25 protein-coding genes are annotated in these 18,426 nt (G+C 34.4%); 2 read left to right on the top strand and 23 right to left on the bottom strand.

What is annotated here, in order from left to right:
* Positions 1-103: 103 nt before the first annotated feature.
* The 4 genes from M3600_RS20525 to M3600_RS20540 all read right to left on the bottom strand — a co-directional run bounded on the left by M3600_RS20525 (position 104) and on the right by M3600_RS20540 (position 3,720).
* Positions 104-718: a type IV secretory system conjugative DNA transfer family protein gene (locus M3600_RS20525; protein ID WP_251647307.1), complete on the bottom strand. Its 615-nt coding sequence runs from the start codon at positions 716-718 to the stop codon at positions 104-106.
* 71 nt (positions 719-789) lie between these two features.
* Positions 790-1,512, bottom strand: a complete 723-nt coding sequence (locus tag M3600_RS20530; RefSeq protein ID WP_251647308.1) for a relaxase/mobilization nuclease domain-containing protein — start codon at positions 1,510-1,512, stop codon at positions 790-792.
* Positions 1,509-1,925, bottom strand: coding sequence for a ribbon-helix-helix domain-containing protein (locus M3600_RS20535; protein ID WP_251647309.1), 417 nt, complete (start codon positions 1,923-1,925; stop codon positions 1,509-1,511). The genes M3600_RS20530 and M3600_RS20535 overlap by 4 nt, the downstream gene beginning before the upstream one ends.
* A 1,312-nt stretch (positions 1,926-3,237) precedes the next feature.
* A complete protein-coding gene (locus tag M3600_RS20540) occupies positions 3,238-3,720 on the bottom strand; it encodes a macro domain-containing protein (protein WP_251647310.1) in 483 nt (160 codons plus the stop codon).
* Between the two features lie 698 nt (positions 3,721-4,418).
* Between M3600_RS20540 and M3600_RS20545 the strand changes: the two genes are divergently transcribed.
* Entirely contained in the window at positions 4,419-5,063 is a 645-nt protein-coding gene (locus M3600_RS20545) for a MerR family transcriptional regulator (RefSeq protein WP_251647312.1), read from the top strand.
* 67 nt (positions 5,064-5,130) lie between these two features.
* Here the strand turns inward: M3600_RS20545 and M3600_RS20550 are convergent, their stop codons facing one another.
* From M3600_RS20550 to M3600_RS20640, 19 genes are all read right to left on the bottom strand, one after another.
* Complete coding sequence (locus tag M3600_RS20550; protein WP_251647314.1) at positions 5,131-5,310, bottom strand: aspartyl-phosphate phosphatase Spo0E family protein; 180 nt, start codon at positions 5,308-5,310, stop codon at positions 5,131-5,133.
* A gap of 189 nt (positions 5,311-5,499) precedes the next feature.
* Positions 5,500-5,652: a hypothetical protein gene (locus tag M3600_RS20555; RefSeq protein ID WP_251647315.1), complete on the bottom strand. Its 153-nt coding sequence runs from the start codon at positions 5,650-5,652 to the stop codon at positions 5,500-5,502.
* 90 nt (positions 5,653-5,742) lie between these two features.
* Positions 5,743-6,573: an ArdC family protein gene (locus M3600_RS20560; protein WP_251647317.1), complete on the bottom strand. Its 831-nt coding sequence runs from the start codon at positions 6,571-6,573 to the stop codon at positions 5,743-5,745.
* A 1,079-nt stretch (positions 6,574-7,652) separates the two neighbouring features.
* Positions 7,653-8,132 carry a hypothetical protein gene (locus tag M3600_RS20565; RefSeq protein WP_251647319.1) on the bottom strand — a complete coding sequence of 160 codons (480 nt, stop codon included), beginning with the start codon at positions 8,130-8,132 and terminating at the stop codon, positions 7,653-7,655.
* A 239-nt stretch (positions 8,133-8,371) separates the two neighbouring features.
* On the bottom strand, positions 8,372-8,818 hold the full coding sequence (locus tag M3600_RS20570; RefSeq protein ID WP_251647422.1) for a JAB domain-containing protein: 447 nt from the start codon (positions 8,816-8,818) through the stop codon (positions 8,372-8,374).
* Between the two features lie 584 nt (positions 8,819-9,402).
* Positions 9,403-9,837 carry a hypothetical protein gene (locus tag M3600_RS20575; RefSeq protein WP_251647321.1) on the bottom strand — a complete coding sequence of 145 codons (435 nt, stop codon included), beginning with the start codon at positions 9,835-9,837 and terminating at the stop codon, positions 9,403-9,405.
* Entirely contained in the window at positions 9,824-10,057 is a 234-nt protein-coding gene (locus M3600_RS20580) for a hypothetical protein (protein WP_251647322.1), read from the bottom strand. Before M3600_RS20580 ends, M3600_RS20575 begins: the two co-directional genes overlap by 14 nt.
* A 202-nt stretch (positions 10,058-10,259) precedes the next feature.
* Positions 10,260-10,532 (bottom strand): hypothetical protein, encoded by a 273-nt coding sequence (locus tag M3600_RS20585; protein ID WP_251647324.1) that lies wholly within the window; start codon positions 10,530-10,532, stop codon positions 10,260-10,262.
* A 550-nt stretch (positions 10,533-11,082) separates the two neighbouring features.
* The gene (locus M3600_RS20590) at positions 11,083-11,568 is read right to left on the bottom strand and encodes a hypothetical protein (protein WP_251647326.1); all 486 of its coding nucleotides are present in this window, start codon (positions 11,566-11,568) and stop codon (positions 11,083-11,085) included.
* A complete protein-coding gene (locus M3600_RS20595) occupies positions 11,558-11,749 on the bottom strand; it encodes a hypothetical protein (RefSeq protein WP_251647328.1) in 192 nt (63 codons plus the stop codon). Before M3600_RS20595 ends, M3600_RS20590 begins: the two co-directional genes overlap by 11 nt.
* Positions 11,746-12,120 carry a hypothetical protein gene (locus M3600_RS20600; protein WP_251647330.1) on the bottom strand — a complete coding sequence of 125 codons (375 nt, stop codon included), beginning with the start codon at positions 12,118-12,120 and terminating at the stop codon, positions 11,746-11,748. The genes M3600_RS20595 and M3600_RS20600 overlap by 4 nt, the downstream gene beginning before the upstream one ends.
* On the bottom strand, positions 12,117-12,332 hold the full coding sequence (locus M3600_RS20605; RefSeq protein WP_251647332.1) for a hypothetical protein: 216 nt from the start codon (positions 12,330-12,332) through the stop codon (positions 12,117-12,119). The genes M3600_RS20600 and M3600_RS20605 overlap by 4 nt, the downstream gene beginning before the upstream one ends.
* Positions 12,332-12,517 (bottom strand): hypothetical protein, encoded by a 186-nt coding sequence (locus M3600_RS20610; RefSeq protein ID WP_251647334.1) that lies wholly within the window; start codon positions 12,515-12,517, stop codon positions 12,332-12,334. The genes M3600_RS20605 and M3600_RS20610 overlap by 1 nt, the downstream gene beginning before the upstream one ends.
* Positions 12,518-12,582: 65 nt before the next feature.
* Complete coding sequence (locus tag M3600_RS20615) at positions 12,583-12,963, bottom strand: hypothetical protein (protein ID WP_251647336.1); 381 nt, start codon at positions 12,961-12,963, stop codon at positions 12,583-12,585.
* Between the two features lie 590 nt (positions 12,964-13,553).
* Complete coding sequence (locus M3600_RS20620) at positions 13,554-13,841, bottom strand: hypothetical protein (protein ID WP_251647338.1); 288 nt, start codon at positions 13,839-13,841, stop codon at positions 13,554-13,556.
* Positions 13,842-14,586: 745 nt separating this feature from the next.
* Positions 14,587-15,072, bottom strand: a complete 486-nt coding sequence (locus tag M3600_RS20625) for a hypothetical protein (protein WP_251647340.1) — start codon at positions 15,070-15,072, stop codon at positions 14,587-14,589.
* On the bottom strand, positions 15,072-16,241 hold the full coding sequence (locus M3600_RS20630) for a ParM/StbA family protein (protein WP_251647342.1): 1,170 nt from the start codon (positions 16,239-16,241) through the stop codon (positions 15,072-15,074). Before M3600_RS20630 ends, M3600_RS20625 begins: the two co-directional genes overlap by 1 nt.
* Before the next feature lie 27 nt (positions 16,242-16,268).
* Entirely contained in the window at positions 16,269-16,484 is a 216-nt protein-coding gene (locus M3600_RS20635) for a hypothetical protein (protein WP_251647344.1), read from the bottom strand.
* Positions 16,485-16,680: 196 nt separating this feature from the next.
* Complete coding sequence (locus M3600_RS20640; RefSeq protein ID WP_251647346.1) at positions 16,681-17,514, bottom strand: hypothetical protein; 834 nt, start codon at positions 17,512-17,514, stop codon at positions 16,681-16,683.
* A 271-nt stretch (positions 17,515-17,785) separates the two neighbouring features.
* Between M3600_RS20640 and M3600_RS20645 the strand changes: the two genes are divergently transcribed.
* Positions 17,786-18,424, top strand: a complete 639-nt coding sequence (locus M3600_RS20645; protein WP_251647348.1) for a hypothetical protein — start codon at positions 17,786-17,788, stop codon at positions 18,422-18,424.
* Positions 18,425-18,426: the final 2 nt, after the last annotated feature.

Here is an 18,426-nt window from a genome sequence, read left to right on the forward strand (position 1 = left end):
GAGGATTAAAGGAAGCCCTTCAAGGCGTTACCCTATCATTTGACTTCTCGAAATGACAGTTCATTGTTGAACTGTTAGGTTCAACAATGCCTAACCTTTTCAGTTAGGAACGTGTCGTACCACCTTTCGGGTCAGTAATAACAAGAGACTGTCCAACCTTCATAGCGTTATGAAGAATATTAGGAATACTAAAACCCGCAGACTTACCTGTACCAGCACCACCAAAAGCACAAACATTGTTATTTAGATTAGATTCTAAAGGATTTACAGCTAGTTTCCTTTTATACTCCCCTAATATAAATCCCTTTGTATTTTTTTGTAGAGAATGTTTTATTTCTGAATCAGTAGCCCATCGTTGTGATCCATGGCTGCCATACTCAGATGCATCCCTTTTTTCTAAAGATTTTTTATTAGTAATTCCGAAGTATACAAGACTAAAATAAAACAGCCAGAAAAAACCCTGAATAGGTAAATCAGTATATAGCATATGGATTGTTTCATATATCTCGTTATTTTTCGTTTCACCAAGAAACAAAACAGAAAAGAAAACATCTGGCTTCATCAATAACTCATTAAATAGTTTTGGTGGCCCTTGGTCCCCGTATTCTTTAATGAACAAAACATATCCTAAAATTACAACAGCAGCTAAATTAACAAATATCCCAAAGAATACAGCTGACAGAATTTGCGTACTGAGTTTTTTCTTGTTTATCTCCAATAACATCCCTCCCTAATAATATACAGTTTACTAAAAAATAGTATACATGTATATCTAAGGAGCAAAAAAAATCACCTTTCTCTATCATACTTATCACGTTCAGCTTGACGTTTAGCTTGTCTATCAGCCATATTTTTAGCTTGGTGCGTATCTCGCTCCCCTTCTTTTATAAGACGATCCATAGTATTTGATAATTCTTTTAGTAATCCCATATCCATCCTGTCATTCTCTAAAGCATTATTCCTTTCTAAATACTGATCTCTGCCGGTATATCTATCTATTTCATTCCTTAGAAAGTCTATATCCTCCTTATCAATATAAAGCCTTTTATTGCTGCCATTAGTTAGATCTTGGCCTATTGACTTTATAGCTAAATGAACATGTGGATGTCCTTCTTTTAAATGAACAGCCCCAACCCATTCCAGCTTCATTCCCTTTCTTTCCTCCAAGCCCTTCAAAGCATATCTAGCTATCTCTTTAAAATCCTTACCATATGTTTCATAGTCTTCCTGTTTAAGCGATATAATCATTTTATGAATTTTAACAGTGCTAGAATGTCTTAGACCTGGTTCGTTTTCAATACTTTTGTAAAACTTCTTTAAAGAAGCTTGATCGCTTTTCTCATCAAATAAACCTTTAGTGTCCCTATCAAAATCTAACTCCCTACTTCTAAAACCTATATATTTTAGATGGGATAAAACCTTTCTAGTTGCTCCAGCTGTTCCCTTTGCCATATGCATTCCGGAATCTCTAAGAGTTTTTACTTTTACAAATGCTCTACCTCTAAAACTCAATTCTTATTATTCTCCTTCATTTTATTATCTATCATGCTCATTAAGTCTTCTCTATTTTGCACATGTTTTACAGCCATACCTCTTGTCTTCTGGTATAAATCATTTGTCTGTATATTCCTTGACCTTGAAATTGAATCCAGCAAAAGGAACATCGACATTGCACTATCCAATGAAGTTTTAGCTAATAGAGAAGCTATTCGATTTTCAAATGATTTGAAGTTTTCATCCATAAATTTATTAATAATCGGCGCATAAACTTTTTCCACTTCATTGGCATTATGTATCTGTAAATAAGCTTTACAGAACTCATTTACAACTTCACTTCTGGTAGCATTCTTCCCCCTTTGTTTTACTATTTTATCAATTTCTCTTAATACTGAAGGTTCAAATGAGATTGTTGTTTTTTCCTTCATGATATTCCTCCTAACTCTATATATTTCATACTCTATTATACTATAGAATCTATAATCTAGTTAAGCGGAATCCACCCAAGCCCACCAACGGTGGGCTTTTATGAGTTGCGGATGCAACTCTTTATCCTGCACTCCTTGATTCATTCCGCCAAAGGCTAGGAATGTGATCAAGGGAGCGCCCCCACAAAAAGCGAAGCTTTTGTCCGTGGGGGTAAGTTCCGCACATTTTTAAGTGGTCTGACTGAAAGGAAGATCACGCAAAAATGTTTGCTGAAAGCCGTGCTATTTTAGCTGCGTTTAGCAAGCTAAATAGCCGGATTGAAGCAACGCATTTTGGGGAGTAGAATTAAAATCCGGAATATGCTTCCTGCCCTAAACTTGCATTATGAGCTATATTTTTTGGGAGTAGCCACCCAAATTTGGTCAATGTGAATGAGCTAAAGATGATAAAATGGAATGGTTATTTCAGTACTTATAGTGTCCCCTATTGATTGATTTATTCCGAAAAATGCTTTATTAATAGCAAGTCGCTTAATAACGACAATTAACATCTAAAAGTCATCATAAGACGTCAACTGATAATAAGATGACAGATTAATTCGTAGTACATATTAGTATAATTACATAAATAAAAATCTCAATTCCACTTTAAAAAACTCAGAAAAATAATACTAACTTGTAGTACATATTAGTACATATTAACTGATAAATATAATTACTACTAAAACCCAAGCTGAAAAATTCAATGACAGCTAAAGTCTTCGGGTTTTAGTCTTTTGAATTAGGGTTTAAGGTTTTGGTCTTCGGCTCGTGCGGTGCGGCCTGAAAGGCAAAAAGATCTGGAACCTACGGAATGTAGGCGATAGCCGTACAGTCCGTGGTTAGCGAGCTTTTTAGTGCCGTAGCGACACCTACTCCTGGTTGGCTGCTGTGGACCGATAGGGGAACAGCTGCTTATCAGGAGTCAGTGCTGCCGCCCAAATAGGGGTCTAAATGAAGTTTATAACTAAAAGAAACTTGAATATTAATATTCAAAAATTAGATATAATTGAATATTAATATTCAAAAAAACCCAAAAAGAAAAAGACTAACCAGTTAAATTAGTCTAAGAAACACCAACGTTATAACGTTTTTAAATAAATTCATATAGAATTATGCTCCCAAAAAGAAAGAATAAACCCATACAAAACAAAATAACCTGAACTGTAATTTTTTCATAAGAAAAATACCGATTTATTAAACTATAAATACTTATCAAGCAAATAATTAACCCTAATGTAGCAAGTGTAAACAAACTAATTTCTATAACCAACTATTTTCTACTCCAATCAATAATCATAAATGTTATGCTATCGTGCTTTTTAAAATAAAATTCATATAAATTATTCAATTGTTCTTTTTTTAAACTACCCGTTCCACAACCTAAATAAGGAATGGCAATTGTTTCGACTTTATATTCTTCTCCAAGCTTAATGATATTAAGGATACAGGTTTCTATAGATTTAATTGAAGACCAAGTACCAGGTAAAAACATAGTAACAGCATGAAAGATATAGTTGCATGGTAGTTGTCCGGAATTAGTAACAAAAACATCCCCTGGCTTAATTAGATTCTTTCTACAAATTCTTTTCGCTTCTTTCTCAATGGAATGATCTACATAGTGGATTGATTCAGCAACACCTTTTAATTTAATAAATCTACCTATTAAACCTCCCATATAGCCGATACCATTAGAAGCATTTACGATTACATCTGCTTTAACATTGGCGATATTTCCATCTATAAAAGTTATCATATGAATTTTCCCCTTAATAAACTCTATAAAAAAACTAAACAATGTCACTTCTACCCAAAAACGAACAACCCTTATAAATTAACAAGAAGTTTAACCCAACCAAAAAAGGAAATCCAAAGGGGTAAACTTAGGATTGTTCCCCAAAATAGACCTATTCTTAAATCACCTTCTCTACTGTCTATCATCTTTCTTCACCCTCCTTTATGGTCAAAGGTTTAAATTCCAGCTTGATATATTCTTAACACTTTAATAAAACACTTCCTTTTAGCTATCACATTATAAGTATACATGTATACCGTTAATAAAACAAGTTGTCTTCTGCACGAATACTACATCTTAGTACAAAGTACTATTTTGTAGTACATTGTACTAAGATGTAGTAAACCATAATAAAATTTATTAAAAAAAAGGATTTTATTAATAGAATCTAGTATTATTTAATGATGACTAGAAATCCAAGTTAGACGACTACATAACTTAGTAGTTTCCCTTTAGGAAAACTACTTACGACTCCTCAATTCCAACGACTAACCGACGACGACTAGACGCCAATACAAGACAATCAAATGCGACTAGTTAACAACAAACGACAACCTGACGAATACAGACAACGTCTTGAAATAACCTTTATTCATTTAACTACAACTTGACGATGATTGACGACGACAAAGAATGACTAAAAGAAAGGGGAAACAGTTATGCATATTGATAAAACATATTCACTTCAAGATATAGCAGACATGTTAAAACGGCCACGCACTACTTTAAACAATTGGTATCAGACATTCAAAATCTATTTACCGGTAGTAGGGTCTGGACGTACTAAGCGATTCAAAGAAGAAGCAATTGACATATTTCGTTTAATTATGGAGCTAAAAGACCGTAATGAACCAAATGAGATAATCGAACAGTACTTAACTAATTCGGTGAAGGAAATAACAATTGAAGAAGAAGACTCATCCAGTAACAATGTAGTTACATCTATTGTTAAAGGGTATGAGAATATTCTTACCGAAGTTTCAAACCAACGAGATTTTATGATTCAAATGTATCAAGAATCCCAAGCAAAGAATGAAGAATTAACTAACCTAATTCAAACTATGAGTAAAGAGCATGCTGCTGCGTTAGAGAAAATACAAACAACAATTGAAACTGATCGCCAGAAGAAAGGGGAAGACATAGAAAAATTACAAGAGATTATGCAAAAAGATAAAACAGAAAGAGAGCAAGAACGGAAGAAAATCGAGGATAGAGATAAGCAACTATTAGAAGGTTTGAGAAAGCTCAGAGAAGATAAAGAAGATAGAGAATCTATTCCTTGGTATAAGAAAATGTTCAAGTAGAGAATGAAAGGTTTTTTAGGGGTGGGGGGCGGGAAGTTAAAAAAAAGAAACGAAAACCGGCTGCCTTTTAGCCGGTTTTCGTTTCTTCCACGCCTTTATGCTTTTTTTCTATTTGTTCTAACATTTTTTTATTAATTAATGAATCTAACTCACGGCTTAACCTTAAGGTTTCATTGTCGTTGAAACCTTTGCTTAGTCCAGTTTCTATCATTTCTTTACGTTTATTTTCAATGAGTAAACTTAGCAATGTAATGACCACCTTTAGACAAAGTAATAACCAAAGACGACTAACATATCAATAAAGTATACATGTATACTTTATTGATATCAAGAAACTTACTAGTTATTAACTAGTAAGTTTCTTGATAAATTGTGATAAATCATGCTGTGCTCAACTGTTCCATGTCTCGTATATTCATTTGTTTACAAGGGATGCTTATTGAGCATCCCGCCGTTCTTCTTGCCATTCTTTGTATTTTAACTCCATGTGATTTTCAAGTGCTAACTCAGCTTGGATTTCTAATTCTTTTTTTAATTCTTGGTTTTGTTCTTCTAATTTCTTGATACGTTTGGCTTTTTTAAAAAACATTTAAATCACTCCATTTTTTTATTTTTTTATTTTTTTATTTTACGTTCTTATATTGAAAGAGTAGGGGAAGGATTTCTTCCCCGTTACTGTTCACTGTTCAAACTTTACTCCTAAAATATAATCGGCTGCTTTTTGTGCTTGTGCACCAGCTTGTACAATGAGCTTATGGTCATTTTTTAATTCCCTTAACCATGAATTGATATAACTAGCGCTATTCTCGATAGTATGATTATCAATTCCAGCTACACCACATAACATGGAAGCTCCTAACTCTGCAACTAGTTCCTCCTTTGAATAAGTCTCACTCCCAAATGCTACCCCTTGCGCTGTTACTCCAGGTCGTGCGAGCCTGCTTTTATGTCCTGTACTATGTACCATTTCGTGAAACATTGTACAGTAAAATTCTTCGGCTATTTCAAAATCTTTCATAGGCGGGCAATTTATTTTATCTAATAGTGGATAATAAACTGCTTGTCCTGAACGGAAAGTATAATCTGGGGAATTGATATAGCCTGCGATAACTCCCTCAGCCCTTTCAATTGGGTTATGTTCAAATGTCTGTTGTTCTTTTTTGCTCTTTAATCCTTCCACTTGTGTATTGATTTCCCAGACTTTATAGTATCTTAGAAATGGAATCTTCTCTGTTTTTCCTTCCTCATTTTCTTTTTCGAGCCATTTCCAAAAGACCACTATATGACCAGGTTCTCCCTTTTTAATCCTTCCACCAGCATCATTAATCTGTTTAAAAGTGGCGTACTCACCTGAATCTAATAACATAGTATTAATTCCTCTATATGGCTTTTGTGTTAACCAATTTACAGCGTTAGCATTAGACCAAGGCTTACGCCATGGAATAACACCTTCTTCTAGTTTTTCAATAATTCTATTAGTTACCAATTCAAAAATATCTATTTTAGCCATCTTATCCGACTCCCTTATTTTAGTTATGTATATGTAATTCCTTTAATGTCCCTATGTGCCAACTTGTTTCTCTGTCATCTTCAAATACAGCTAAAACATCACCGTTATAAGGATTAAATTTAATTAAGGTTTTCATTTCTAATTCTTTTTCATAACTTAAAAACTTAAAAACTCCCGTTTCATAACTCAAAACCTTCAAAATCAAAACGTTCCATTTTGAAGATGTAATCTTCAATGGTTTTTATTATTTGTTCTTCTAAGTTTTTAAGAATCATTTGACTTGCTCCTTTGATTTTGTTTTTGAATTTTCTTTTTGCCTTCCGGAGGGAAGGGTTCCCCAAAGGGAATTATTTTTGCCCTTTTGACATGGAGTATGAATTGATCGCATAGGGAACAGGTCAAGGGTTAAAGACGAAAAGTTTTTCGCTTCCGGTTTTGTTCTTAAAGCGAACAAGTTTTTGGCCCCTTGACCTGTTCCCTCGGCCACTTTGGCTGCAGCAGGAAAGGTTCGGGTGTCCTGCCTGCTGCAGCCTTAGTGGCCGTGCGAATCAATACCATACGGAAGGCAAAAGGGAGAAAATAAATAAAAAAAGCAGGCGGCAGCCTGCTATCCTTTGGTTTTAAGGTTTTGGGGTTTTAACGGTCTTCGGCTCGTGCGGTACGGCCTGGAAGGCAAAAAGATCTGGAACCTACGGAATGTAGGCGGCAGCCGTACAGTCCGTGGTTAGCGAGCTTTTTAGTGCCGTAGCGACACCTACTCCTGGTTGGCCGCTGTGGACCGATAGGGGAACAGCTGCTTACCAGGAGTCAGTGCTGCCGCCCAAATAGGGGTTTAAGTCTTGAAAAGCTTTTAGGTTTTTAAAGAATACTAGTTATTAGCCGTTTCCATTTGGACAAGATTTAATAACCTGTATTAAGGGCAAATAATCGTCTCTATTCAACTCGCTTGTGAAACCTCCTCAACTAAACATAAGCGCAGGTGTACCATATAATCTGGTACACCTTTTTTTATAAAAAAAAGAAGGGTCAAAAACACCCTTCAAAAAAATATATATATAAACATGTCCACAATAGTTAGGTTATTCCTTCTTGCTAATATACTCTCTCACTGTAGAAGTAAGCCAGTAGGGTTTCCCCTCAATCAAAGCATCATTCTTAGGTAATTTACCACGTTCGTAATACACGCTGAGCTTTTTTCTATCAAATTTCAAACCTGATTCATTTAATCTCTTAGCAAAACTTGACTGATTAAGTAATGGGTCTTGGTCATTAATAGTCATTGAATAGTCTTTGGGTAATAAAAAGGTATCATCCTTAAAGAATGTTTCAAGACATTCAAAAGCAAAGCTCACCCAATCACCTTGTAAATGACTATAAACCAAGCCAATATCAAAAGTATTCTCCTTAGGATTTTGGAAAAACAATGCCATTTGGTGAAATACGGATTCTGTTTCACTCAAGTCTTTTTTAGTCGTAGTTTGGTCGTCATCATTCATCATGTCAGATAACATGGGAAAGTAATTCAAAATAAGTTCAGTCGCCTTTTTATTTACTGTCATAAATGATACTCCTTAATTCAAGTTGACATTGTCAACAAGTTCTTAATTTAAGGATATATCAATGTGTTGACATTGTCAACACATTGATTTGGTTTTTATCGAAATATTGGAAGCGAGGATTCGCTGGAAATATTTCGATTTTCCATAAAAGAAAAGGGGTATCCCTTTTCTTCCTTTTTAGGGCAACACACTTTTTAAAAGGATAAGGAGAATGCTAATCATTCCCCTCATGCTCTTTTTTAGATATAACCATGTTCTTTTAAGCTATAATACTTGCCCTCATCATTAACAATTAAGTGGTCTAATAACGGGATACCTAAAATATCTCCTGCTTGTACCATTCTTTTAGTGACTTCTATATCTTCTCTTGAAGGCTCAACCATACCTGACGGATGATTGTGTGCAATGATAATACTAGCTGAATTATTCAGTATGGCTGTTTTCATGACTTCTCTTGGATGGATTATGCTTGCGTCTAAAGAACCTATATGACAACGATGTACCGCATTTACTCTATTTTTCTGATTCAAACAGATTACGAATAGCACTTCTCTATCTTCATCACCAATAAACATAGTTGCGATTTTTGCTCCATCTTGTGGACTCTTAATAGAATATAGGTTTAGTCCTCGGTCGTTCTCAATCGTAATTTGTTTGATTCTAACTACCTCATAAATTTTTTCTATTTCTGTGTGATTGGACATGTTTTTTCTCTCCTTGTTTTTGGGTTTCAGAGGGTTTTGATTTTGGGTTTTGTATTTTGAGATTTAGGTCTTATTTGTTGCCCTCTGTTCATCTGTAACGGCAGCGAAGGAGAATTGGAAGGCAAGGGAATAAGCGAAAAAATTTTTATTTCCGCCCTTTACCGTGTTTTGCTTTCGTTCTTGGGATGGGAGGACTGGAAGGACGCACCAGGTCATAGAACGAACAAAACCTTGACATGGTTGGGATGGGAGGATCGGAAAGGTGTGATATGCTTTTTTATCACACCTTGGAGAGACGCACCAGGTCATACCATGACATGAGGGGATTTAATCAGAAATAAAAAATTTTTCGCTCCCTTGCCTGGAATGACGACTGAGCTATAGTGAGGATGAACAGAGGGCCCCACTATCCCCAAATTTCCGGTTTTAGGGGTGGGGGGCGGGAAGTTAATAAAAAGAAACAAAACCGGCTGCCTTTTAGCCGGTTTTCGTTTCTTCCACGCCTTTATGCTTTTAAAAAATAAAAAGACAAGTGCTCCTTGTCTTTTCCATTGTCTATAAAAAATCTAATTAACTATTCTATAAACTTTTTTACATTCACCACATTCAAACTCATTAATATCAAGCTGATAAAGTCCTCTGTTTCCGCACTTACAACCTTCCATTTCTAATTCTTGTTCCGTCATTGTATATATCCATTCCTGTAAAGTTACATCGTATTCATTTGTTTCTAAAGCTTCTATAGCTTTAGACAGTGGTAATTCATGAAAGTTAAAATTAGGGTCATTATGGTAGATAGAACTAGCTAAATCAATTAGTTCACTAGCAGGTATATAAGTCCAAACCATTTTGTTAGTTTCGTCCTGTAGTGTATAGTAAACTACTTCGATATCATCTGAATAACACTCTGTACATTTATATCCCTTTAGCTCATTCAAGTAAGTTCTGCAAATCTTGCAGAAATGAGAATAATATTGTTTATCCAGTTTAGTTGTTCGCATATATCCAGTCATTCTCCTTCATTTTATTCTCATTGAAGTATTTCTTTAGCTCTTGTGAAGGAGTAGATTCCAATTGTTCTCTTTCTAAGCTGGTAAAATTATATTTCACTTGTACTTCAATAGGATTTATTTCTAAATCCATTTTCACAAACCATGCGAAATATTCTGCGTTAGTACTTTTAGTGATAAGGTCATTAAGGTAAGTTTGATATTTCTTCACTTTCGATACTCCTTGTAATAAATTATTCTATTAGTTCACATATGCTCATCTTGTAAATGGGCAAGATGAGCAATTATCTTCCGAACATAGTGAACATGGTAATAAATGGTATTTGCAGTTTGGGCATTCATGTTTATCGAAGGTTAAAGGTAACTCTGCTTCTTCTGTACAATTTGGACACCATTCCCAAAAATTCTCCATATTATTCTCCCTTGTAACCGTCATAAGGTCTTTTTAACTCTCCGGCTTCTTCTACTACTCTTAACATTTCCAATACTTCATCAATCTCTATATCTCCCCATGAGCCGTAACGGATACAATCACCTGATATGGATTTATCTAAATGATTCACATAAACGGTGAGCTCATGAGTAGACATAGGTCTTCTACCTACTATGAAATATCTATCTATATCATAGGCTTTCCCTTCATACGTCCCGTTCACCAATTCATAAGTAATGCTCTGTATTTTCATATACATCTTCCTCCCAGATTTTTAGGGTTGAGGGTTTGAAAGCTTTTGTTCTTTGCCCCCTGTTCATCTGCAACGGCAGTGAAGGAGGATTGGAAGGCAAGGGAATAAGCGAAAAAATTTTTATTTCCGCCCTTTACCGTGTTTTGCTTTCGTTCTTGGGATGGGAGGACTGGAAGGACGCACCAGGTCATAGAACGAACAAAACCTTGACATGGTTGGGATGGGAGGATAGGAAAGGTGTGATATGCTTTTTATCACACCTTGGAAAGACGCACCAGGTCATACCATGTCATGAGGGGATTTAATCAGAAATAAAAAATTTTTCGCTCCCTTGCCTGGAATGACGACTGAGCTATAGTGAGGATGAACAGGGGGCCCAATAGTTGCTTTTTGGGGTGGGGGGCGGGAAAGTTAAATAAAAAAAACGAAAAATGGCTGCCTTTTAGCCTTTTTTCGTTTTTTCCTTTTTAAAAGAGTTAGGATCTGTTTGCAGATCCACACAATATTAAAAAAAACATTTTAAAAAGAGACCTTTTCCGGTCTCTTTGATTTAAAGATATTCAACTTCATCTTTCAGACAATCTATACAGACGTACATAGGCTTTTTATGGTGAGAAACAAGGACGGTATTATGATGAATCATTGACCTAGGTTTTTCTAATAGAACACCGTATTTAGGTTCTCTAGAGCAACCATCGCAATCTGTTTTATTTAAAAAGTCAGGATAGTCAGGATAGTCTTGTTTGCTATTTAGAAATTCAGGATTAACTTCTTTGGTTGTACTATTTTTAATTATCTCTCCTACTGATTTGTATTCACTTACCATCTGTTCAAGGTTTTCTATACCGTAACTTAATGGGTCTACTTGCATCCGTAACGTCGTGTCCATAAACGGGTCGAATACGGAAACACATTCTTCTTCATCAAACAGCGTAATTAAATTAGCATTACTTTGGTCTCCATCCACTTTATTTAGCTGCAGGTAGTTGTAATCAACTACCTCCTGCAATTCCTTTAAAAATTTTTCAGTCAACATGTCCATTTACCTCCATTTGAACTACCCAGTATTCAGATATGGCTAGAGCTTCCATAGCATCTAGAAGGTTAAAAACATCTCCATTATGGATATTACTTGCCTTTTCAATAACTTCTGACTCTGTGTGATTATAGGTTGTTACGTCGGTATGTAGGTCTGTAATGGAATATAAGTCTTTCATTTATGGCACTCCTTTAGGGCTTTTTCTAGGGAACTGCGAACTAAATCTGGTAGGTCTGATAGTGCTATTTGAGTCGGCTGTGTAGTTTCATTATCTAACCATAGCTCATCATAATCGAGCAGATACATGTATTCTTCATATCTTAAGGAATCACAATGTAACTCCCATTCTGGTGTGTCTAGGCTTCCTTCAAAACAAAATATAGCTATCGAATAGTCATGATTGAAGCGAAGCGAGTGTGTTTTATCCTGTAAGCATAAATGCTGCTTAGCTGATGGATATTTTTCATATGGTACGTATGCGATTAGTTTATTGGGTTCAGATGCTGGAACTAGTTCAAACCCTTTGGACTGAAAATATTGGACTGTCATGTTAATTTACCTTCTTTGTTTTGATTTTCATGTTCTTCAATGAAATCATGTATGTTGTATTCATCTAGGGAACACCCAAAAAAGTTTAGGTTTTGCTTTGCATTCAGCTCCCACATAAGATTATTAAATTCCTCATCCTGTTCACTCAGTAATGACAACTCATCTATAATACTTTGTAACTTCCTAAGCATTTCTTTATGTTGTTTGTTCATTAGTCTTCTCCCCATTCTGGCGCTGCTGCTACGCAAGTAATATTTTCTTCCGGCGGTAATATTAGTCCCCTTTTAGTCAATCCATCAATTGCCACTTCTGCGATTTCCATTGCATCTACTTTGGTTGTTTCAACCATTATCATCGTTTCTACATCTCCATAATCAAAAATTACTCGATACCACATAAACTATTTCCTCCTAATTAAGCTGATTGTATTTATATGTATTTTTAACTAATCGGGGATAAGATTTATCCCCATGAGCAATGTTCTAGTAAAGCCTGGTTAATTTGAAATTCTGATTCTACCTGTTCTATATATTTTTCTATTTCTTTTAGTGTTTTATCTCTATCTATTTGAAATGAGTAATCACAACATTGATATTTAATATAATTTAGAGTGTTTAACATCTGTTCTGGACTTATTAATGGCTGAAAAGAAAGTTCCAGTGAATTGTATTCTGCCAGAGGTAATTCTACTTTTTCAGAGTATCTACGTTCATAGTTTTCACGATTATAAGATTCCCATTTAGATAGCCTTTCAGCTATCCTTTCATCTGATTCTCCTTTCCAAGCCTTAAAGAATTTACCTGCTCTTTCAAAAGTGTTTGGATGTATTAGAATAACGCTCATTTTATTTCCTCCGTTTTTTTCCTTTTTTCTTTTTTCTTTTACCTTCCGGATGGAAGGTACATTTTTCTTTTGTCTTCCGGATGGAAGGCAGTTCCCAAAAGGGAATTATTTTTCCCGTTTTGACATGGAGTATGAATTGATCGCATAGGGAATGGGTCAAGGGTTAAAGACGAAAAGTTTTTCGCTTCCGGTTTTGCTCTTAAAGCGAAAAAGTTTTTGGCCCCTTGACCTGTTCCCTCGGCCACTTTGGCTGCAGCAGGAAAGGTTCGGGTGTCCTTCCTGCTGCAGCCTTAGTGGCCGTGCGAATCAATACCATACGGAAGGCAAAAGGGGAAAAATGGCATAATAAAAAGCAGGCGGTAGCCTGCTATCCTTTGGGTTTAAGGTTTTGTGTTCTTAATGGTCTTCGGCTCGTGCGGTACGGCCTGGAAGGCAAAAAGATCTGGAACCTACGGAATGTAGGCGGCAGCCGTACAGTCCGTGGTTAGCGAGCTTTTTAGTGCCGTAGCGACACCTACTCCTGGTTAGCTGCTGTGGACCGATAGGGGAACAGCTGCTTATCAGGAGTCAGTGCTGCCGCCCAAATAGGATCACTTTAGTATTTCTTCAATCCCACCTATTAAGTGAAAGAAGGGATTAAAGGGATCGTTTTCAACAATAGCTTTCATGTGGTTAAAGTGTTCTTGTAAATCTCTTTTAGCCAACGGATGAAGTAAGTAGTGTGGATTTTCTTCTAATGTACTATGGATATAAATACTATCTGAAAGTAGTTCATCCAGTATGCCGTCTTTATATAAACTAGCAAGCAAAGGATCTTCCACCTTTCTTTTAATTTCCCCTATAAGATTCTCTAGTGCATTTAAATTTAACTTGTTCATTTTCTGTTCCTCCATATGTTAAGTATTTTAGTAGTTTGATTAAATATCTCTCTACCAATAAAAGTGAAAGAAAGGCTGCTAAAGTAAACAGCTTTTCTGATTTTTTAGCGCATCTTTCTTATTACATGGGACACTTACAAACTAATATTGTTATAAGATTTTTAAATACCTTTTTTTATTTTCCAAAAAGTTCACTCCCTTCAACACCTTTAAAGTTCATTCCTACCTAAGTTAGATTAGACAGTTAAAAAAATCCCCTCACTTATATAAGTGAAATTAGTAGGTTAAAATTAAAAAAATTAAGAAATTAATAAAAAAATTCTATATAGGCGTAATCCCTTCTAATAGATATAACGCTTCAATTTAAAAAAATGGACATTCTATAGGCAAAAGAATATAAGGAGAAAAGACTAGTACAAAATCAATCACTAAAAATTATTGCTGATTTTCTCCTAAAAACCATATTCGATAACTGCTTAACTAAAATAAGTAAGGGTGGACATAATTTTCTCCTTAATTCAGTAATTTTTTTATTTAGAGAAGGTAGAGCGCCATGTAATTAAGCTGAGTATAAAAGAAAAAAACAGAAAAAATGTGTTGGAAAATGGGGTGTTTTTCTTTAAATTGTCTAGTAAACCTTTATTTATCAAGGGAATTTCCGTATGTGGGGACTTCATCGATTTGATGATTAACTTTTTTACAAAATAAGTAAAAAAATCCTTTTTCTATATAGAAAAAGGATTTTTTAAGCGTAAGGGTCATCCTCAAGATCCAAATGAGCCCATGCATTAGATTCTATTTTTTCGTTATCTTTTGTATCTTCTTGTTTTTCATCGTTTTTTATTTCATCATCATTTGCAAATATAGATTCATCGACTTCAACACTTAGGATTTCATTAACAGAATCTTCATCCTTTTGTACATTCTCCATCGGTAATTCTTCCCTAGTTATTGCCACTTCTTCTTGTGCTTGTTCCGGCTGGTTCACTCGATTACTTTTAGGGATTTTCTTTAAATCTTGTAAGAATCTATATTTTCTTGGAAGGATTTCTTCACAATCAGTTACTCCATACTCTTTATAAAATAACTCCATTGAATGCATAAAAAATAAAGTTAAATCAGATTGTTCATTAATAAGCTCCAAAAGTTCCTCTGGAACATCTTTTTTTAAATATATGGTGGGCCTATCGCCCACACCATATATTTTAGTTTGATTTTTTCTTCTGCTCATTAATTAGACACTCCTACTTTTTGTTCCTTCAATTGTTGGAAACGTGGAGAAGAAACATACACCAGAAGTCCTCTGGAGTTTACATACATAGGGTCATTTATAAACACTACATTCTTCAAACGGTCTTTATGCTTTAATATCTTTTCAAGATCAGACTTGATTAAAATAGCACCGCCGCCATAAATGAAAACAAACGGGTCATCTTTCATTTCATCAATCTTATTGATAACATCGCTTGAAAACTTAGTAGCTAATTGACGGATGAATTGTACTGCAAATTCTTTTAGTGTTGAATGTCTAGGATGCTCTGAGTCAAAGTAAATTTCATTAAACTCTACAATAGAATCAATCGTTTTACGAGGATAAACTAGGTTCCAACGTTTAACAATCTCTAGTATCGTTTGCTTTGTTCCATAACCACGTGGTTCGCTTAGATTTGGATTAAATGAAACCCCTTTAGTAACAACAATTTCAGTTGTACCGGCGCCGATATCAAAATGTAGAAGTGATTTGTCATCATAAGTAATTGTTTCAATCTTAGGCTCTTGGTCTTTCGCAACTTCTATCTCAATTTTACGTTTGATTGGCTTACCTTTTTCATCATATACAACGCCCCATGCAGCTGCCGCACCTTCTGGAAGACATTTGCAAAATTCGATTGTAATTGTAACTGTAATAACAGTTCCATTTGGATGATGGAATTTAACTATATGAGTTCCAATAAAACGCTGTTCATATTTTGCTGCAGACTCTTTATTGATTGATCCGATTGGTAAAGCAGCACCTACATCATAAGATTGTTTAATATCATCTTGACCGGGATTTCTACGAATTGCATCGGTTGCAAGACCAGCTAAAGCTGTAATTAATGGCACATCATCAGTTGCTTTATTAGATTTCTTTTCCATCTCAATTGCTTCTAATTTATCATCTAATACTTTTTGTCCAACTATAAATCTAGTGTTACTTAAAAGAATAGATTCAGAAATAATCGTTACATCAAGGTTATTAGTTAATTTGTCTGCTTCTACTTCTTCTAAATCCATTTTGTTTATTAAATCACCTAAGTACTCTGAATATACTGCAGGGATCATGAAAGGTTCTTGTCCTTCTATATTAAACTTCGTACCGTTATTTCCTGCGTCTATTCCAGCTTTAATTGTTGTCATAAAAAAACCTCCTATTAATCTTATAAGTTAGTTTGCTATTGAATAAAACATTGTCATTAATGCAATTACTGCCATACCAGGAATTAGCATACCAAGTATTGTAGAACTTAAATGAAAGAATCCTAAAGTTATGTAATGATTTGTTGTTCGGTCTTCTTTTTTCTCAGGAACTTCAACTCTAAAAAGCTTAATTAATAATTTGTTAATCCATTGAAAATATGAATCAATGACTGCATTGAACAAATTTAAATCATCCTCCTGAACTACTTTATAGTTAAAGTATACATGTATACTCAAGAGAATGCAACAGAAATATGAAAAAGTACTACAATTTAATACAATATTAATTAAACCATTGATACGAAAGGATTTCAACAAAAAAGAGAACAACTATCATTACTTATTTTAATGATAATGTTCTCTTAATTTTTCGGTATTCTTATGCCTGTACTACAAAAGTTTTTAGTTGATTATATCTTGAATTTGAATCTTCAACAACATTAGCCCATTTTAGAGATTGTTCATCATAGGTTTTAACTTGTGTAAGAAGGACTTGCAATAAATAGAAATAATGAAAAATAGGATGCTGCATACTTGCTAAAGATTCCTCAGATTCTAGTATGTAAACGGGGCCCTCCGTTTTAATCTGGTTAGCAATCCCCCTGTTAAGCCTTAGAAAATCATGGTGTTTGTTTTTACGTTGAAGGATAGAAAATAATCTATGATTTCCGTCTATTAAAACATATTGATATTCGGTTCCCGCATAAGGTTCATAATCTAACAATATACCTGGTGACTTATTCTTTTTAGCTTTTGCTAAATGCGCCCAATTTAGTTCTGCATAAAAGATATTCATTTTCGTTAATTGAAAGTTCTCCACTTTTAAATTTTTCTCTTTTATTAATTCTAATGCCCTATTTATTTGCCAATTAACAATTATACTCACACCTGGATATGGGATCATTTGCCTTCCATATATCTCTTTATCTCTTCCTATTTTCCCTGCAATAACATCTTTGTAGATTTCATTAACCCTAAATTCCTTAAAGTCTTCTTCTAATAAACGGTATCTATTATAAAGAAAGTTAACTTCTTCTATAAGTACGGGTTCTTCACTAAAAGTATCTTTAAGATAATTAACCCAAGGTTCTATATTATATGAATAGAATTTTTGGTCTCTTTCTCTTAAAATGGGCTTGATTATACTTTCTTTTAATTCTGGGTCATATTTCTTTAATTCACCTATTAGTTCATCTAGTTCGTTCTGGAACATAAATTACTCCTTTATTAGTTATATGTATTTTTCTTCTCCTTATATTATTGAATCGGCTAATTTAATTTTCTATTAATCATTTTTAAAACTTAATAGCCCCAAAATGGTTTTTTATCTACATTTATATGAAAAAGTATTTATTCCACCCCTAACCCTAATCAACCCTAAGGGAACCCTTTAAATATTTTACGGTTGACAGATAGGTAATATCCCATTAGTATTAAACCATAAACAACCCTAACGGAATCGTGAGGGTTAAGGAGGAATTTTAATGAATACTATTAATGTAAACATTTTTCAGATGAAGTCTAAACCTCACGGCACTGAAAGAATTAATGATTTTATGGGAATTGATGGCGGCGAGAATGCATTTGTCGCTATTGGTTGGCCAGGCATTGGGGATTTAACGAACGTAAGCAAGGATGAAATTCGCGAACGTTTAGAGAAGCGTTATAATTATAAAGGGCAACAGTTAGGGACATATTTAAGTGCAGTAAATACATTTGTAAATACAATGAAAAAAGATGATATAGTCCTAATAACCAACAAAATCGGTAATGTTTATATTTTTGAAGTTGGGGAATATTCGTACGAAAAAGATTATGACCATGATAGTTTCGGAATGTGTCATCAAAGAAAAGCTAAATTACTTAAAGTTCTCAATAAATCTGAATTGAATCTAGAACTCCAAGAATTACTTAGAAATAGGGGAACCATTACTCAATTTAAATATCCTTTTGAAAAATCTGGTTTAGATAAATGGTTTGAACCGGTGGAAGAACTTGACGTTAATTTAAATAAGTTAGTCAGTAGTGCTTTAAATGTCTTAGAAAAAGAGTTGCTTGCTGAAGTTCCAGTTATTCGGATAAAAGCTGCTGCTGAGATTTTACGTTTTGCTAAAGAGAACTAAAA

The organism is Niallia sp. MER 6 (assembly GCF_023714395.1).
Classification (GTDB): domain Bacteria; phylum Bacillota; class Bacilli; order Bacillales; family Cytobacillaceae; genus Niallia.

Bases quoted from the DNA above. Each gene is read 5' to 3' on its own strand.
- M3600_RS20535 (WP_251647309.1), bottom strand. From the start codon at position 1,925: ATGAAGGAAAAAACAACAATCTCATTTGAACCTTCAGTATTAAGAGAA.
- M3600_RS20540 (WP_251647310.1), bottom strand. From the start codon at position 3,720: ATGATAACTTTTATAGATGGAAATATCGCCAATGTTAAAGCAGATGTA.
- M3600_RS20545 (WP_251647312.1), top strand. From the start codon at position 4,419: ATGCATATTGATAAAACATATTCACTTCAAGATATAGCAGACATGTTA.
- M3600_RS20555 (WP_251647315.1), bottom strand. From the start codon at position 5,652: ATGTTTTTTAAAAAAGCCAAACGTATCAAGAAATTAGAAGAACAAAAC.
- M3600_RS20560 (WP_251647317.1), bottom strand. From the start codon at position 6,573: ATGGCTAAAATAGATATTTTTGAATTGGTAACTAATAGAATTATTGAA.
- M3600_RS20565 (WP_251647319.1), bottom strand. From the start codon at position 8,132: ATGACAGTAAATAAAAAGGCGACTGAACTTATTTTGAATTACTTTCCC.
- M3600_RS20575 (WP_251647321.1), bottom strand. From the start codon at position 9,837: ATGCGAACAACTAAACTGGATAAACAATATTATTCTCATTTCTGCAAG.
- M3600_RS20585 (WP_251647324.1), bottom strand. From the start codon at position 10,532: ATGAAAATACAGAGCATTACTTATGAATTGGTGAACGGGACGTATGAA.
- M3600_RS20590 (WP_251647326.1), bottom strand. From the start codon at position 11,568: ATGTTGACTGAAAAATTTTTAAAGGAATTGCAGGAGGTAGTTGATTAC.
- M3600_RS20595 (WP_251647328.1), bottom strand. From the start codon at position 11,749: ATGAAAGACTTATATTCCATTACAGACCTACATACCGACGTAACAACC.
- M3600_RS20600 (WP_251647330.1), bottom strand. From the start codon at position 12,120: ATGACAGTCCAATATTTTCAGTCCAAAGGGTTTGAACTAGTTCCAGCA.
- M3600_RS20605 (WP_251647332.1), bottom strand. From the start codon at position 12,332: ATGAACAAACAACATAAAGAAATGCTTAGGAAGTTACAAAGTATTATA.
- M3600_RS20610 (WP_251647334.1), bottom strand. From the start codon at position 12,517: ATGTGGTATCGAGTAATTTTTGATTATGGAGATGTAGAAACGATGATA.
- M3600_RS20615 (WP_251647336.1), bottom strand. From the start codon at position 12,963: ATGAGCGTTATTCTAATACATCCAAACACTTTTGAAAGAGCAGGTAAA.
- M3600_RS20620 (WP_251647338.1), bottom strand. From the start codon at position 13,841: ATGAACAAGTTAAATTTAAATGCACTAGAGAATCTTATAGGGGAAATT.
- M3600_RS20625 (WP_251647340.1), bottom strand. From the start codon at position 15,072: ATGAGCAGAAGAAAAAATCAAACTAAAATATATGGTGTGGGCGATAGG.
- M3600_RS20630 (WP_251647342.1), bottom strand. From the start codon at position 16,241: ATGACAACAATTAAAGCTGGAATAGACGCAGGAAATAACGGTACGAAG.
- M3600_RS20640 (WP_251647346.1), bottom strand. From the start codon at position 17,514: ATGTTCCAGAACGAACTAGATGAACTAATAGGTGAATTAAAGAAATAT.
- M3600_RS20645 (WP_251647348.1), top strand. From the start codon at position 17,786: ATGAATACTATTAATGTAAACATTTTTCAGATGAAGTCTAAACCTCAC.